General features: G+C 38.9%; 12 protein-coding genes. 6 read left to right on the top strand and 6 right to left on the bottom strand.

The window, feature by feature from the left end:
• Positions 1–232: 232 nt before the first annotated feature.
• The 3 genes from H6731_07485 to groES all read right to left on the bottom strand — a co-directional run bounded on the left by H6731_07485 (position 233) and on the right by groES (position 3,443).
• Positions 233–1,213 (bottom strand): ketoacyl-ACP synthase III, encoded by a 981-nt coding sequence (locus H6731_07485; GenBank protein ID USN50105.1) that lies wholly within the window; start codon positions 1,211–1,213, stop codon positions 233–235.
• A gap of 256 nt (positions 1,214–1,469) precedes the next feature.
• On the bottom strand, positions 1,470–3,128 hold the full coding sequence (gene groL / locus H6731_07480; GenBank protein ID USN50104.1) for a chaperonin GroEL: 1,659 nt from the start codon (positions 3,126–3,128) through the stop codon (positions 1,470–1,472).
• A 27-nt stretch (positions 3,129–3,155) separates the two neighbouring features.
• On the bottom strand, positions 3,156–3,443 hold the full coding sequence (gene groES, locus H6731_07475; GenBank protein USN51959.1) for a co-chaperone GroES: 288 nt from the start codon (positions 3,441–3,443) through the stop codon (positions 3,156–3,158).
• Positions 3,444–3,724: 281 nt separating this feature from the next.
• Between groES and H6731_07470 the strand changes: the two genes are divergently transcribed.
• The 3 genes from H6731_07470 to H6731_07460 all read left to right on the top strand — a co-directional run bounded on the left by H6731_07470 (position 3,725) and on the right by H6731_07460 (position 5,495).
• The gene (locus tag H6731_07470; protein USN50103.1) at positions 3,725–4,207 is read left to right on the top strand and encodes a hypothetical protein; all 483 of its coding nucleotides are present in this window, start codon (positions 3,725–3,727) and stop codon (positions 4,205–4,207) included.
• A gap of 173 nt (positions 4,208–4,380) precedes the next feature.
• Positions 4,381–4,869 carry a 30S ribosomal protein S6 gene (gene rpsF / locus H6731_07465; GenBank protein ID USN50102.1) on the top strand — a complete coding sequence of 163 codons (489 nt, stop codon included), beginning with the start codon at positions 4,381–4,383 and terminating at the stop codon, positions 4,867–4,869.
• A gap of 65 nt (positions 4,870–4,934) precedes the next feature.
• A complete protein-coding gene (locus tag H6731_07460; GenBank protein USN50101.1) occupies positions 4,935–5,495 on the top strand; it encodes a 50S ribosomal protein L9 in 561 nt (186 codons plus the stop codon).
• A 533-nt stretch (positions 5,496–6,028) separates the two neighbouring features.
• Here the strand turns inward: H6731_07460 and glmU are convergent.
• The gene (gene glmU, locus H6731_07455; protein USN50100.1) at positions 6,029–7,411 is read right to left on the bottom strand and encodes a bifunctional UDP-N-acetylglucosamine diphosphorylase/glucosamine-1-phosphate N-acetyltransferase GlmU; all 1,383 of its coding nucleotides are present in this window, start codon (positions 7,409–7,411) and stop codon (positions 6,029–6,031) included.
• A gap of 204 nt (positions 7,412–7,615) precedes the next feature.
• Between glmU and H6731_07450 the strand changes: the two genes are divergently transcribed.
• The gene (locus H6731_07450) at positions 7,616–8,959 is read left to right on the top strand and encodes an N-succinylarginine dihydrolase (GenBank protein ID USN50099.1); all 1,344 of its coding nucleotides are present in this window, start codon (positions 7,616–7,618) and stop codon (positions 8,957–8,959) included.
• Positions 8,960–9,150: 191 nt separating this feature from the next.
• On the top strand, positions 9,151–9,675 hold the full coding sequence (locus H6731_07445; GenBank protein USN50098.1) for a hypothetical protein: 525 nt from the start codon (positions 9,151–9,153) through the stop codon (positions 9,673–9,675).
• A 43-nt stretch (positions 9,676–9,718) separates the two neighbouring features.
• Here the strand turns inward: H6731_07445 and H6731_07440 are convergent, their stop codons facing one another.
• Complete coding sequence (locus H6731_07440) at positions 9,719–10,693, bottom strand: Fic family protein (protein USN50097.1); 975 nt, start codon at positions 10,691–10,693, stop codon at positions 9,719–9,721.
• Between the two features lie 1,064 nt (positions 10,694–11,757).
• Between H6731_07440 and H6731_07435 the strand changes: the two genes are divergently transcribed.
• Positions 11,758–12,948 carry a hypothetical protein gene (locus tag H6731_07435; GenBank protein USN50096.1) on the top strand — a complete coding sequence of 397 codons (1,191 nt, stop codon included), beginning with the start codon at positions 11,758–11,760 and terminating at the stop codon, positions 12,946–12,948.
• A 170-nt stretch (positions 12,949–13,118) separates the two neighbouring features.
• Here the strand turns inward: H6731_07435 and H6731_07430 are convergent, their stop codons facing one another.
• Positions 13,119–14,720: a phosphatidylserine/phosphatidylglycerophosphate/cardiolipin synthase family protein gene (locus H6731_07430; GenBank protein USN50095.1), complete on the bottom strand. Its 1,602-nt coding sequence runs from the start codon at positions 14,718–14,720 to the stop codon at positions 13,119–13,121.
• Positions 14,721–14,749 lie beyond the last annotated feature (29 nt).

Here is a 14,749-nt window from a genome sequence, read left to right as displayed (position 1 = left end):
AATATCCCCCCAAAATTAAAAGCACCATCACCATTTTAGAAAGGCTTTGAAACTTAGCAAAAAATATGCAAAAAACCAAAAGAAGGTCTGGGATATTTGAGATTGTTTTGCAAACGGTGAGCTATATTTTTGTTTAAATTTTTGGCTTCCTAAAGTGCACTGCAAAGCAAAACACTCTTTTAGAGCCACGTAAAAATATTTTTCATGACTTAGAGACTGTTTTAAACAGCTTTTACACTTGATAAAGTCCTGCTCCCCAAACGAAGCCTGCTCCAATGGCAAGCATAAGAATCAAATCACCCTCATTAATTTTATGAGCTCGATTTGCTTCATCATAAGCAAGCAACAACGAAGCAGCTGAAGTATTGGCGCATTTATCAAGATTGATTAAAAAGCGTTCCATGGGCAGCTCCATCCGCTTAGCGATGGCTTCAATAATTCGTAAGTTTGCCTGATGAGGTACCGCAAAACTGATGTCGGAGTTTTTTACATTATTTTGAGATAATAGTTTATCGATAGCATCGCACAGGGCGCGAACAGCAAATTTGAACGTCTCTTGCCCTTTCATATGAATTTTATGAGATCGTTCTTTGATAACTGCCTCGTCTACTGGGTTGAGACTGCCTCCACTGGGAATCCAAATATTTTTTTGCTGGCTTCCATCTGAATACAAATCTATATCGATAAAACCACTTTTTTTGGTGCTTCGGCTTAAAACCGCGGCCGATGCACCATCACCAAATAAAACAGCCGTATTACGATCACGCCAGTCTACAAGACAGGATAGGGTTTCTGATGTCACTAATAAAATATTTTTATAGATTCCGCTTTTAATAAATGCATGTGCAATATTGAGCCCATAAATGGATCCCGCGCAAGCTGCACTTATATCAAAAGCGGCAGCATGGTGAGCCCCTAATTTTTCCTGAATCAAACAAGCCGCCGATGGTAATCGATAATCAGCTGTGCACGTGCCCACAATGATTAAGTCTAAATCTGTTGGCAAAACCCCTGCCATATCTAAAGCTTTTTTGGCTGCATTGGTGCCCATTTGAGAGCAACTTTCACTTGCAATATCAGCGCAGTGTCGCTGCTTAATACCTGTCCTTGAGCTAATCCACTCATCCGAAGTATCGAGCGTTTTTGATAAGTCAGTATTGGTAATAATTTTTTTTGGTAAATAAGAGCCTGTGCCAACTATTTCTGAGAACATGAACACCTTCAAACAAAACTTTAAACCAAAAGATTTGCTCACAATAAAAAAAGACAAGAGAAAAATATGTCAGTATCGAGCCTTTTACCCATCGCTTTATCGCTATGTGAGGGCCTCGACTGTTAGCAAATACAAGCTGCCATCAATGCAATGAACAAATCTTCAGGATAGTCATCAAAAATTTTGCTACATGAAAAAACGCGACAGGCAAAGAGAGTTGCCGGCCGCGTTTTTAGGCTTAGATGTGACGTGGGTTTTAGAAACCGCCCATTCCGCCCATTCCGCCCATTCCTCCCATGCCGCCCATTCCGCCGGCAGGAGCTGCGTGAGCTTCCTTCTTATCTGCTTTCTCAGCTACCATGGCTTCAGTTGTCAACAATAGAGAAGCGATGGAAACAGCATTTTGCAAAGCTGTGCGAGTTACTTTGGTTGGATCCAAAATACCTGCGCTGAGCAAATCTTCATATGTTTCTGTTGCAGCATTAAAACCAAAAGCACCAGTATTTTCGCATACTTTGTTAAGCACAATTGAGCCTTCGTGGCCTGCGTTCATAGCAATCATGCGCAATGGCTCTTCAATAGCACGACGCAAAAGCTCAATACCGAATTTTTCTTCTGCATCAACGGAAACTTGATCAAGAGCTGTACGAGCACGAACCAAAGCGATACCACCACCAGGAACGATACCTTCTTCGACTGCTGCACGAGTTGCATGCAATGCATCTTCCACGCGTGCTTTTTTCTCTTTCATTTCGACTTCAGTAGCAGCACCAACTCGAATCACTGCAACACCGCCAGCCATTTTAGCCAAGCGTTCTTGCAATTTTTCACGATCATAATCGGAGGTTGTATCTTCGATTTGAGCGCGAACTTGCTTAATGCGAGCAGCGATTGCCTCTTTGGAACCTGCGCCATCAACGATAGTTGTATTATCTTTATCAACCGTTACATTCTTAGCTGTACCAAGATCAGCAACAGTAACGCTGTCAAGTTTACGTCCCATATCTTCAGAGATAAAGGTTGCTCCAGTCAGGGTAGCAATGTCTTCCAGCATAGCTTTTCTGCGATCACCAAAACCAGGAGCTTTTACCGCACAAATGTTAAGCGTGCCGCGCAGTTTATTGACTACCAAAGTTGCCAAAGCTTCGCCTTCAACATCTTCAGCAATGATCAACAACGGTTTAGAGGATTTAGCTACTTGCTCCAACAATGGCAGCATATCTTTAAGATTTGAAACTTTCTTTTCAAATACCAAGATAAAAGGATCGCTCAAAACAGCTTCCATACGCTCAGGGTTGGTTACAAAATATGGAGAGAGGTAACCGCGGTCGAATTGCATACCCTCTACTACTTCCAATGAAGTTTCAAGTCCTTTTGCTTCTTCAACGGTGATAACTCCTTCTTTGCCTACTTTTTCCATTGCTTCAGCAATAATTTCACCAATGGTGCTATCGCCATTGGCTGAAATTTTACCAACTTGAGCAATTTCTTTATGATCTTTGATTGGCTTGGAGATATTTCTCAACTCAGCAACCATAGCAGCAGTACCTTTATCAAGGCCACGCTTAATACCCATTGGGTTATGGCCAGCCGCTACAAGCTTGGCACCTTCCTTGCACACTGCTTGAGCAAGTACGGTAGCTGTGGTTGTACCATCACCAGCACAATCGGAAGTCTTTGATGCAACTTCCTTCACCATCTGGGCGCCCATATTTTCAAACTTGCAATCAAGTTCAATTTCTTTCGCAACGGTCACGCCGTCTTTAGTAATAGTCGGAGCACCCCAGCTTTTTTCGATCACAACATTTCGACCTTTAGGTCCCAAAGTCACCTTTACAGCATTAGCGAGTTTATTTACTCCGTTAAGCAATTTTTCACGTGCATTAACATCAAATAAAATTTCTTTTGCAGCCATTCTTTACCTCGTTTTTTTCAAAAATAGTTAAGCCAAAATTCCTAAAATATCGTCTTCTCTCAAAAGCAAAAAGCTCATGCCTTCGAGTTTTACTTCAGTTTCAGCATATTTAGCGAAAAGTACGCGATCACCAACTTGTACTGTCATAGCTTTCACTTGGCCGTTATCAAAACTGCGACCTGGTCCGCACGCTACAACTTCACCTTCAAGAGGCTTTTCTTTGGCGCTGTCGGGAATAATAATGCCACCTTTAGTTTTTTCTTCACTGTCGATTCTTTTTACCAGTACACGATCACTAAGAGGTTTAAGTTTAATTGCCATAAAAACTCCTTAATCAATAAAACGTTGAGCAGCGCTAGGTCCGCTCGATCAAAAAACGGTTTCATTTATAAAGACCGTTTGGTGGATCGCAGGATCCGCCGCGCCTTAGGGTAGTCGCATGAGTAAGTCGGTCAAGGGACAAATTCAGGAGAAAAATTTTGCCTCAAATAAAAAACTAGCACGCTCATCAAATGATTATTAGGATTAAAAGAGCCCTTCTTTCATTTTAGGTTGCAATATCAAATTGTTACCATAACCTGCGGGAGTATTAAGACATGCTCGTTACAGCCTACAGCATGCAAGCATATTTTAGAGAAGCATTAGAAGCTGCTATTCGTAATTCCAATACCCAAATGACGGAATCTGCCCAGGCTTATATTGTCCATTTACTTAATGAATTTTGCCGTTCTGAGGTCGTTTTTGCAGGAACAGACTATGGCGCTAAACCAAACATGGCCCAACTTTTAGAACGAGCGCTTTTAGCTCAAGATGGCGAAGCACAAAGAATATTTCGCCATTTGGGCGATACCTCACTGTATTTATTAGGTTTTTTTCAAGAATCCACCGTGCAGCGCATTGTATCTCAAAGCTATTATCGGGATATGGGATCTCAGGCCTATCTACACGCTTCAACGATGGCCAAAGCTCACTCAGCACATACCGCTGCCCTATTCTATGAATTGTCCGAAAGATTCGATGACATAGTAAAGGTCGTTGAAATTATATCTCGTTACAATAAAAATTCCGAAGAAAATTAAGCCATTTGATACTTAAAGGCTCAAGCTTAAGATCTAAAAGCATATTTATCGTTCCAGGTACGTTGCTATCGGCCGCGCTTCTGCTATATGTGGAGCGCGGCTAGGCCTTGTGTAGTGAATGTATCAAATAAATCATAGGCTTGGTGTTAAACTTGGATTTAAGGAGAATGACAATGGCATCACGAGAGCATATGCGTGAATACGAGACAATCTACGTAATGCGCCCAGAGCTCGACGACAGCGCGGCTAAAGATTTCATGCTGGGCAAAAAAGAGCTTATTGAAAAACTTGGTGGAAAGAATTTAAAAGTGACTGCCATGGGCCGCAAAAAATTGGCATGGGAATGTCAAAAGCAGACTCGCGGTATTTATGTACATCACCACTTTCTTGGTAAACCAGGCATTGTGAAAGATTTTGATTTGGCCCTAAGCCTCGATGACAATGTCCTTATTCGCCATAGTGTTGTTTTAAAAAGTGACGTAGATCCTTCACTTGCCAAAGTTGAAGAAGATGTTTTGACTCCTCCGGTATTTAAGGAAAAACGTGAGTTTTCAGATCGTCGCCCTGGCCGATTTAATAGTGAGTATGAAGGTCGCAGAGGACGTGATTACGATTCAGACAATTATGATGATTCATCTTCTGATGATGATGATGATAACTAAAAATTTAATTTTTTTGCGGCGTTTTTAAATTGTATTGAAGTAAAAAAAGCGCTGTGGAGGCAATAATGGCAAGTAGAGTTCAAGCAATTTTGGCGCGTGATGTGGCTAATCTTGGGTGTGTGGGCGACATTGTAAAGGTAGCGCCAGGATATTTAAGAAATTGGTTATTGCCTCAACGTTTGGCAATGCCAGTAACCAAATCCCGTTTGGTACAGTTCGAACATCAGAAAAGAATTATCATGCATCAGTTAGCAAAACTGAAGGCCAATTCAGAAAATATTCGTGATCGCATTGAAGTTCAAAAGTTCACTATTGAAGTAAAAGCTGGTGAGCAGGGTAAACTCTTTGGTTCAGTGGGTGCTCGTGATATTGAAGCAAGCCTCAAAGAGCATGGCTTCGACGTTGATCATCGCAATATCAAGTTGGAAAACGGCCCCTTAAAGACTATTGGTCTTCACGAAGTGCCAGTACGTCTTGAAGGCGATGTAATGGCTAAGATAAAAGTCATTCTTGCTGCTATTGAGGAGCCTAAGCCCGCCGCCTCTGATGAAGAAGGCGAAGAAGTCAGCCCTCAGCAAGAATCTGCAAATGATGATTCTCAGGAAGCAGCTTCGAGCGAAGAATAGTACATTGGCTTCTCTGTTAAAAAATCCCCATGTTTTATCTTCATAGAAAAACATGGGTTTTTTTGTGCAGATCGGCAAAACCTATTTCAAAATAGTTAAATATAATCATGCCTTGTCGCTAAAAAAAATATTTTGCCCACTATCACTTGTGATCCACGCGAAGACAGGGATCCAGTAAAAACTGTTAAGTAGCATAAGTCATTGCATTGAGGATTATTTTCTTCAATGTTAAAAAAGCATCACTAATGGCACTAAGAGAATAAGTATGGTTCTCTATCTCGCTTCTCGCCTGCGCGAGGATAACAATTAATGCAAGCTAAAATCGCTCAAACCTAAGAGCGTATCTAAAAAACAATTTTATATGACTTATGCTTGGATACTTATGAATGTCTGATGTACTGCGCACGTGCTCTCTTAGAAAGAGTGGCAAACTTGAACTTTTTAAATACGTTCTAAAAAATTATCATTTCTCTTTATTAATCATTGCGAAAAAGAGACAAAAAAGCATCCTGAATTATTTTTCAAGCATTCCTTTAACTGTCTTGTTTTTTCTTTCTTGCTTTTATCACTTGAGGATTTCTAGCTATGGCCAAACTATTCCTAGGAACTTCCCTGTTAATGGTAGAACCACCAGCGATATAGGAATTTTCTCCAATTGCCAGCGGAGCAATCAAGGTAGTGTTGGATCCGATAAAGCTCTTATTGCCTATGACAGTTCGATGTTTATCCTTGCCGTCATAATTGCATGTGATCGATCCCGCTCCAATATTACAATTTTCACCGATATCAGCATCCCCAATGTATGAAAGATGCCCTGCTTTTACCCCTTGCTTTAAACGAGAGCGCTTGATCTCAACAAAGTTACCTACCTTAACGTTTTTTTCCAGGCGAGCTTCCGGTCGCAAACGGGCAAAAGGACCGAGCTCAACACTCTCACCAACGTAGGCCTGTTCACAGCACGTATAAGGGTAAAGATGAGCATGAGCTTCGATCAGTGTATCTTTGACAACGCAACCGTTTTCAATAATGACCTGCTCACCCACGTGAGTTTCGCCCCGCAGGTGTACTCCAGGATAAACAATCACATCTTTGGCAAAACTGACGCTATCTTCGACATAGGTCGTATGAGCATCAATGAAGGTCACACCCTTGTGCATCCAATACTCAAGCAAACGGCGATTGAGTACCTGTTGAGCAAAGGCTAACTGAATGCGGTCATTGACGCCATGCATTTCTTCAAAGGGTATTTCAATGCTTTCGATAGGTGCATTTTGCGGATTATTTTTTATACTGAGCGCTACCAGATCGGTAAGGCAATACTCACCTTTAATATTATTGTTTTTTACAGCGCCAATATTTTTGTGAAGAAAATCATAAGAAAAAACATAGACACCCACATTTACTTCATTAATTTTCTTCTCTTCGCACGATGCAGCATATTCCTCTACGATTGCACATAACTCATGGGATTCGTTGCGAACAATGCGACCATAACCCGTTGGTTTAGGCGCCTGTGCAGTAAAAAGTGCCAAAGGCGCATGACCCATCTCTTGGAGATTTATCAGTTTTAGTAATGATTCTTTGCGAAGAAGCGGAGTATCACCATAAAGCACCAACACGCTTGAACAATTTTCATCCAAGGCTTCCATCGCGGCTCTAACAGCACCACCCGTACCATTTGGACTTTCCTGATACACAAACTGTATAGAATCATGAAAGTGAGAGCGAAACACCGCTTCTACATCTTTGGCAAGATGGCTGAGCACTACAATAGGTTTTAGGGACGTGGTTTCTAAAGCATTTTTGATCGACCAATAGCCAAGAGGACGGCCACAAATTTCATGCACCATTTTGCTTCGAGAACTATTCATTCTTGTGCCAACGCCGGCACATAAAATGATGCTTGCTACGCTCATGCTCATATCCTTTTTACCAGTAAATCAGAGAGACTTTTTTGAATATATTTTTTAGAAATTATTCATCTTTTTCTTTCAGAACAGTCCCGTGGCCACCATAGCAGTGTGGCCAAAAAATGCAGCTCCCTGCTCAGCACATTAATTAAGAAATAAATTTAATTTTATTTGTTATAGCTTGATAAAACATGAGCGTGCGAGAAGACTATGACAACTTATGAAGTAAATTTTGATTGTTTGGCTGGCCCAACCCACCATTTTGGCGGACTGAGTCTGGGAAACCTTGCATCGTATAAAAATAAGTCTCGTTCGTCCAACCCGCGCGCTGCGGCTTTGCAGGGATTAAATAAAATGAAATTCCTGAGCGATCGTGGATTTAAACAAGCCATTTTGCCCCCTCACCCTCGACCACATTTTTTAAGTTTGAAAAAACTTGGATTCAATGGAAATGCTCAACAGATATGCGAGAAAGCTTTAAAAAATATTCCAGCTTTATTCTCCAAGCTGAGTTCCTCATCTTTTATGTGGGCAGCCAATGCTGCTACTTTCTCACCCAGTATAGACTCCCAAGACAACAAAGCTCACATCACCCCTGCCAATCTCATCACTATGTTCCACCGCAGCATCGAGGCAGATTTCAGTCAGCAATTATTCCAACAAATATTTTCTGACAAAAATAAATTCGTCGTTCATGCGCCATTGCCAGCACATGATATTTTTAGTGATGAAGGAGCAGCTAACCATAACCGCTTATGTCCAAACCATGGCCATAAGGGAATACAGATTTTTGTCTGGAGCAAAGTTGCAGATTCATCCTCGCAAAAAAGTAAAATATTCCCTGCACGCCAATCGCAGTTGGCATGTGATGCTCTAGCACGCCTCCATCTACTTCAGCAGGATTTTGTTATCAAATTAGAGCAAAACCCATTTGCCATTGACAATGGTGCCTTTCATAACGATGTAGTTGCGGTGACTAATGAGTCTGTTTTTTTGCTTCACGAGTACGCAGTGCTCGATCAAGAACAAAAACTCAAACAACTGTTACTGCATTATGAAACTACCTATGGCAAAAAAATTTGTATCATCGAAGTATCCAACCAAGAATTGCCAATAAAAGATGCCGTAAGCTCTTACCTATTTAATTCGCAATTACTGAGCAAGCCCGATGGTAATATGTTACTTTTTGCTCCCACCGATTGCCAGAGCAACGTGCATGCTAAACAAGCCATCAAAAATATTATCGATGCTAAAAATCCAATAAATGAATGTGCTTTCTTTGATGTATCTCAAAGTATGGCCAATGGTGGTGGACCCGCATGTTTGCGCTTGCGTATAGCTTTGAGGCAGGATGAAATCAATGCGCTCCACCCAGGAATTATCTTTAACGATCGTTTGTGTGCACAGCTCGAAAGCATCATTGAAAGATATTACCCTACAGAATTTATTCTAGAAGATTTGCTCGACAAAAATTTTTTGCTCGATTGCAATTACGCCTTAGAAGAAATCTATAAAACTTTGGATCTTAAAATTTTAGAAAATTTTTTAGGCTAATCTTTATAGAAAATTTTATTTTTTTGATTATTTCTACTTCATGATTAAGCGGCAAAAAAACGTATACTTCTCAGGGTTCTTGTCTCGCAGAAATCGCTAAAAATTAGTCAAAATTTCGGATCACATAAGCTGAAAAATAACCATTAAATCAATATCTAAATTTGATGAATTAATTTTATTTGAGTATGCTTATGAACCGCTTACTTTCATTATTTTTCTCTACAATTTTAGTAGTTTTTTCAGCAAGTTCCCTCAACTCGCAAAGCTTCTCAACGGCGGATGCGCAAAAATTGATACTTGTTGAACGTCATGCTGACTTTTACTGGGGGCAATCCTGGGTGGGTTCTGCACTAAACTTTGTACAAAACGGAGCAAAATACACCTATCACTTGGGAAACTACACAGTCGATATCAGCAAACGGACCTATGAATCCATCAAATCACTGCCGGGTACTTTTAGCAAAGATGATTTCAACGGCTTAGCTGGTGAAATTTATTCTCTGGTCGCAGATCAGGTCGCTGACCATGCCATTGATGTTTTGCTTGGAACTTTCGTCAGCACATTGACAGGTCTTGACCCAGCTGGAGCGGGCCTTGTTCTTGATGAAGCTGCTAAATTTCTAGCAGGTGAGCTAGCAGACAAAATGGGCGTTAAAGAGTTGCCAGCAAATGTTTCAACCAAGCTTTACAAATTTGTTAAGAGCTACAAAAAATAAAAAATCACGCAATGTGGCGGAGCAGACACATGCGTGATGCTGGCTAAAATAAGATTTTGTCATCAATCATTTCTTGGCATTGATCTTCACATCGCTCTAAAACTTGTGATACCTGCTCCAGCTCATTTGCGTTTTCTTTTTGCTCTAAAATAATCTTTCGCAAAAAATTTTCGAATGCAACTTCTGATTTCTGCTCACTAGCTGCAAAACAAGCTTCCATATATTCACGGTTTGAGGGGAAGGCAACTGCATCAATACCTGAGCCCATCAAAATAATATTCATTATGGCTCTAGCAGTTCTTCCATTGCCATCTTTAAATGGATGTAAATTGACGAACTCCACGTGAAAATATGCTGCCGCATGAATTGGATCCTGTTTAAGTTTGGTTAAAACTTTTTTCCTTAACTTAGAGATTTTCTTACTAAAATCTTCTTGTGAAAGGGTTGGGATATAGAAAAAATTCTTCTTTAAAAAGTCAAATTCATGACTACGATTGCTCATCATCACGAGCTCGAATGATAGCCCTATTTTTTCTTCAATACTTAGTTTTTCTATGTCTTTAAGATTTTTTTGGGTGACTTGGGGATAAGCTTTTTTCATTTCAGCAACGATATTATCTACAGTCTTCATAAAGTTATAGAACGATTGTAAATTTTCTGGCTGATGAGCCTTAAGATAGCTTTCCCACTCGCCATACTTACTTGGAAATTCAAAATTAAGTCTAATAATCTCCGTACCATCTTTAAAGTTTCTAAATTCACTTAAATAGCCTTGCCCAAGAAAATAAGTATGGATGAACTTTATATTTTTTTCAAAATCAGCTGCTCCTTCTGCTAATAGTTTATCAATTGGATTATTTTCCAAGCTAAAAAATTCTTCTAAGATGAAGTTCCAAGCTAAATCAGATAATTCTCGATCGAACACACTACTTTCTTCTTGAGGGGCATCAAATTCCCAAGTCCTCTTATATTCCTGAGAAGGGAAGCATAAAATATCACCATTTTCGTTAGCCTTCATAAAATTTTTTTCATAACAATCGCTCATGAGACTTTCCATTCCACCTTTAAGCGATTTGATCTTGCCTGAGTAAATTCCAGGATGAACAAATCCTTGCACGAAAGAGAAAATCTCTCCTTTAGGAGTTAGTTTTTGATACTTAACGCAAGGAACCTCCGAAAGTTGAGCAACTCCGTAAGGAGCCGGAAGCTGACGATTAAGCCTAACTGTTTTTTTGGGAATCGCTCCAGGCATTTGGGTCGTGTCTGGTGCTAAAGACCAATATACAAGCGAAACAGTTAAAGCGAGTACAGCAACCCCAGCTGCATTTTTACAAGTGAGCTGATTAAAGAGGAGATTTGTTTCACTGTGTCCTGTCCTAGCAGGCTTTCTTTTATAATTATGTGCTTGCTGTTGCTGGGTTTGATAATTATTTGCTGCCCAATCTCTACTTTTCCTTCCTCTAGCAGCGTGAGAAGAGCTCGCAATAAAAATTACTAAAAATACAAAAGTAAAATTCTTTTTAATGGTTGCTGAGTACATATTTAAACAATCCCTTTCAAAGAAAATATTTAGAAGAAGTTAAATAGCGTCAAAAAAAATCTTTTCGCCATAATTAGTCCGCTTAGTATAAACGGAGAAAATTAGAGAAGGCCAATGTTTACAAGAAAATTAATCAATCCCTTCTCCACTCTAAGAAAAATCTCATTGAATTAGTAATGAATCAATTTTACCAAGCTGATACTTCTAACTCTTTTTGAGAATTTTTATGCTGTGATTAATAAAACAAATAAATTTATCAATATCGTTGCTCAAATTATTTTTTATTTATCACCGACTCACGAGATAAAAAGCCTTGGAAAATATTTAGCAAAAATAACCTGAGCACGAGTGTTCTCTTGAGTATTTTTCTCACTCAAGGAATTAATTTAACTGTTTTTTACTGTTGTGTTCATCTGTGAGTAAAAATTTTAACAAAGCCTTTTCTATGCTCTTTTTTTTAAAATTGATTTAACTTTATTTTTTGCCCCAAAGTTATCTTGCCCTCCATAAAACAATGGCACGTTCATTGAGGGGGACTAACTATGATTGGCTTGCGCATTGGCGCCATATTTTTTTATTTTATTTCTCAAAGCTCGCATATTTTTGCTACTACTTACTCGATTAGAGAAAAATTAAATAATTTTATTGTCGATACACAATATATTGATGAAACAAGCGATAGGAAAAATGGCACATGGCCAATTGAGGTAAGAGGACGAGAAAACACATCACTGATATTTTTAGAGGCTGATATATTTTTTCCCTTGCAAACTTCTTTATCACTCTTAAGAACTCAACAATTTTACCCTGTAAAAAATTTATCAAACATAAATGCCCATCTTTACAGGCAGACACAAAACTACTTTCAAGACACTTTTTTTTCTAGCAGAACTTTTGGCAGCATCGCCTTTTGGCCTCTCATGGAAATTGAGCCACAAAAATTTATTCATAACTTTGGTAGCGATAAAAAAATTCTCGAAAGTTTCGATAACCTGAACATACTCAACGATATAGACACGAGCTCTCGCTACTTTTTATGGCTAAGCAATCAAAATAGATCGCATCCCTTTATAGATGCATTTTTAACAACAAGTTCAAATAATATTGATCAAAATAATGGCGCTTATAAAACATGGATACACAATAAAAACAAAAAAAATCTCCCCAATAATACCGACTGTGTCGTCAATCTCAATGTAGTTTCTGCGCTAAAAAGTTATGAGCGTTTAGCAAATATTCAACTTCCAAAAAAAAATAAAATAGCCAATGAAAGTGCTTGTCTCGCAATCAACCGAATGCTCAATCAAAAAAATCTTTTATCTTGTTCACATTACTATGATCGATTAACAGAGCTGATTTTGGCTTACGCCCTTGCCTATAAAGAAGCTCCTAAGTGCCTGAATGATTCCCTGGCAATCATGCAAAAAGCTTTATTAGAAGAAGCCATTCGAGTTATCAATGATAAAAACAGCCAGACAGATGAGCTCTCTGAAATAATTATTTCCCTCGCTCACCTTCCACCTTCAAAAGCAATGAGCCTTGAACATCACTACGCTATGAGCGAAATTTTGCGTGAGCAGCTAAAAGTGAAGCTTATTCAAGATGAAGAGGCTGCATATGCCAAGGCTTCGAGCGCTTTTATTGGTGCATTTTCCAAAGAAACTTTTGATTGGTATTCAAAAGCATACAGCAGTGCACTTGCATTAGAAGCTTTGAGCACTCCTCAAAACTAACCTTAGAGCGTAACCAAAAATTCCAATCTCCCCTGTTTTCTGCTTCGGTTTCGTGCTTGGAGCTCGTATCGCATTGTTGATATACAAGGGGAGTGGAATTTTTGGTTCTTTGTTTCTTATGAATCTAACGCCAGCGGGCTTTTCAATGTCATTAATAAAATTACCAAGAATTATTTTTTTAAATCTTTTTGCTTAGGAACTATATTTGGCGTTTCCATTTTAGAAGAGTAGCGAATAAGCCCTTGCTGCTCTTCAATTAACTCTGACATCAAGTTTTCATCCTGACAAAGCAGAACTGATTCGGTCCACGTAGTTGCCGATGAATCAAAGTTAAAACTTCCAATTGATGCGGCTATACCATCGAAATTCCATATTTTGCCGTGAGTCCAATGCGGATAAATATAGATGTTAAAACCACTCATATTGACCGAGTCAAATAATGCTTTGGCCGTCGATATTGCAGTTTTTTTACCAAGAGGATTGTAGCCAAAAGATTCTTGCATGGACTTAAGTATGTTAAAGGGTCCTGAACTGGGTAAAATTGTCGAATCAACAAAACCATTTCCATTAGTTAGAATGTGAATTTGCACACCACGCTGTTTTTTTGCTCCTAGCATATCGAGCAACAATTCTGTCCTTATTTTATCGTCTTTATCAAGCATATCTACCTGTGGAATTTCAGCGTAAATATAATTATTTGCATGCCGCACATAATGTTTGTAAGACTCTAGAACCTCAAATGAATTTAGTCTTGGATTTTGGCCCACAAATCGGCAAAGCCCCTGCCTGTTCTCTCTAAACCATTTTTCATAGTTTCTTGCTCCGCTTAATCCCATAGCCCGACTTTCATTGATTTTTTTAGAAACCAATTTACGATATACATCCATTTGGCTTTGGTTCTTAAAATCTCCATTTTCATCCTTTACAAATAGGTCTATTATTCTTTGTGCCATCTGATAAACGACCGGACCTTGGACGAGAATATCAGTATCGCGAAAGTTTTCATCCTTTCCATTGGAATTGGCCCATCCCGAAGAAACATTTTGACCACCGGTGATTCCATATTTGAGATCAACCACCATAATTTTGTCATGAAGCCAGGTTCCTTTTTGACCTGTGAGTCCGCGAGACAAACTATATAATTTCCCTTGCGATGTATAAAAAACATTGGGACGAAGATTTAAAAGTTCCATTTCTTTCCCAAATAGTTTTTTCGTAAAGTATCGAGTGTCACTCAGCGCAGCACAACTTCCCTCAAGCGTAGCCAATTGATACTTGCTATAAGTTAAATCGCCGTTTAGAAGCACTTTAACGTCAACGCCGCGCAGAACCGCATCATCCAAAGCTCTAAACATTTCTAAGCCTGCTTGATCACAAACGATTTGCAAATAAGAGATATAAATCGAATTCTTAGCGCCTTTAATTAATTCCATTTTTTTGGCAAAAGATTGACCATTATAAAGCATTTGAAAACTATTGTTGGCAGTAAGTTCTGAGCCAGAAATTTGGTCTAGTTCCTTGTGAAATTTTTCAGTCAAAAAAGCCGAATTTTTGCTCTGAATTTTGGAAAAATGAAAGCTTAGATTATTTTTTTCTAAATTATCACCAAGAACAGCTTTTACCCACTCACTTTTTGAACTCTTGTATTTATCGTTATCTTCAATATAATTTTTAACACTAACTAAATATTCAAAATCGCTATTTTTTTCAGCCCTCAAAGAAAAGGTATAAATCAATAAAAAAAACAAATAAAATCTAGGCAAATAAATCATAACATTTACCACCCACTACAATAATTCGA

Source organism: Myxococcales bacterium, assembly GCA_023898405.1.
Taxonomy (GTDB): Bacteria; Myxococcota; UBA727; order UBA727; family JABDBI01.
This window is presented reverse-complemented; position numbering and strand designations above follow the sequence as displayed.

Coding starts and splice junctions, on each gene's coding strand:
- H6731_07440 (USN50097.1), bottom strand. CDS start 10,693: ATGAAGGCTAACGAAAATGGTGATATTTTATGCTTCCCTTCTCAGGAA.
- rpsF (USN50102.1), top strand. CDS start 4,381: ATGGCATCACGAGAGCATATGCGTGAATACGAGACAATCTACGTAATG.
- H6731_07450 (USN50099.1), top strand. CDS start 7,616: ATGACAACTTATGAAGTAAATTTTGATTGTTTGGCTGGCCCAACCCAC.
- H6731_07445 (USN50098.1), top strand. CDS start 9,151: ATGAACCGCTTACTTTCATTATTTTTCTCTACAATTTTAGTAGTTTTT.
- glmU (USN50100.1), bottom strand. CDS start 7,411: ATGAGCGTAGCAAGCATCATTTTATGTGCCGGCGTTGGCACAAGAATG.
- H6731_07485 (USN50105.1), bottom strand. CDS start 1,213: ATGTTCTCAGAAATAGTTGGCACAGGCTCTTATTTACCAAAAAAAATT.
- groL (USN50104.1), bottom strand. CDS start 3,128: ATGGCTGCAAAAGAAATTTTATTTGATGTTAATGCACGTGAAAAATTG.
- H6731_07470 (USN50103.1), top strand. CDS start 3,725: ATGCTCGTTACAGCCTACAGCATGCAAGCATATTTTAGAGAAGCATTA.
- H6731_07435 (USN50096.1), top strand. CDS start 11,758: ATGATTGGCTTGCGCATTGGCGCCATATTTTTTTATTTTATTTCTCAA.
- H6731_07460 (USN50101.1), top strand. CDS start 4,935: ATGGCAAGTAGAGTTCAAGCAATTTTGGCGCGTGATGTGGCTAATCTT.
- H6731_07430 (USN50095.1), bottom strand. CDS start 14,720: ATGATTTATTTGCCTAGATTTTATTTGTTTTTTTTATTGATTTATACC.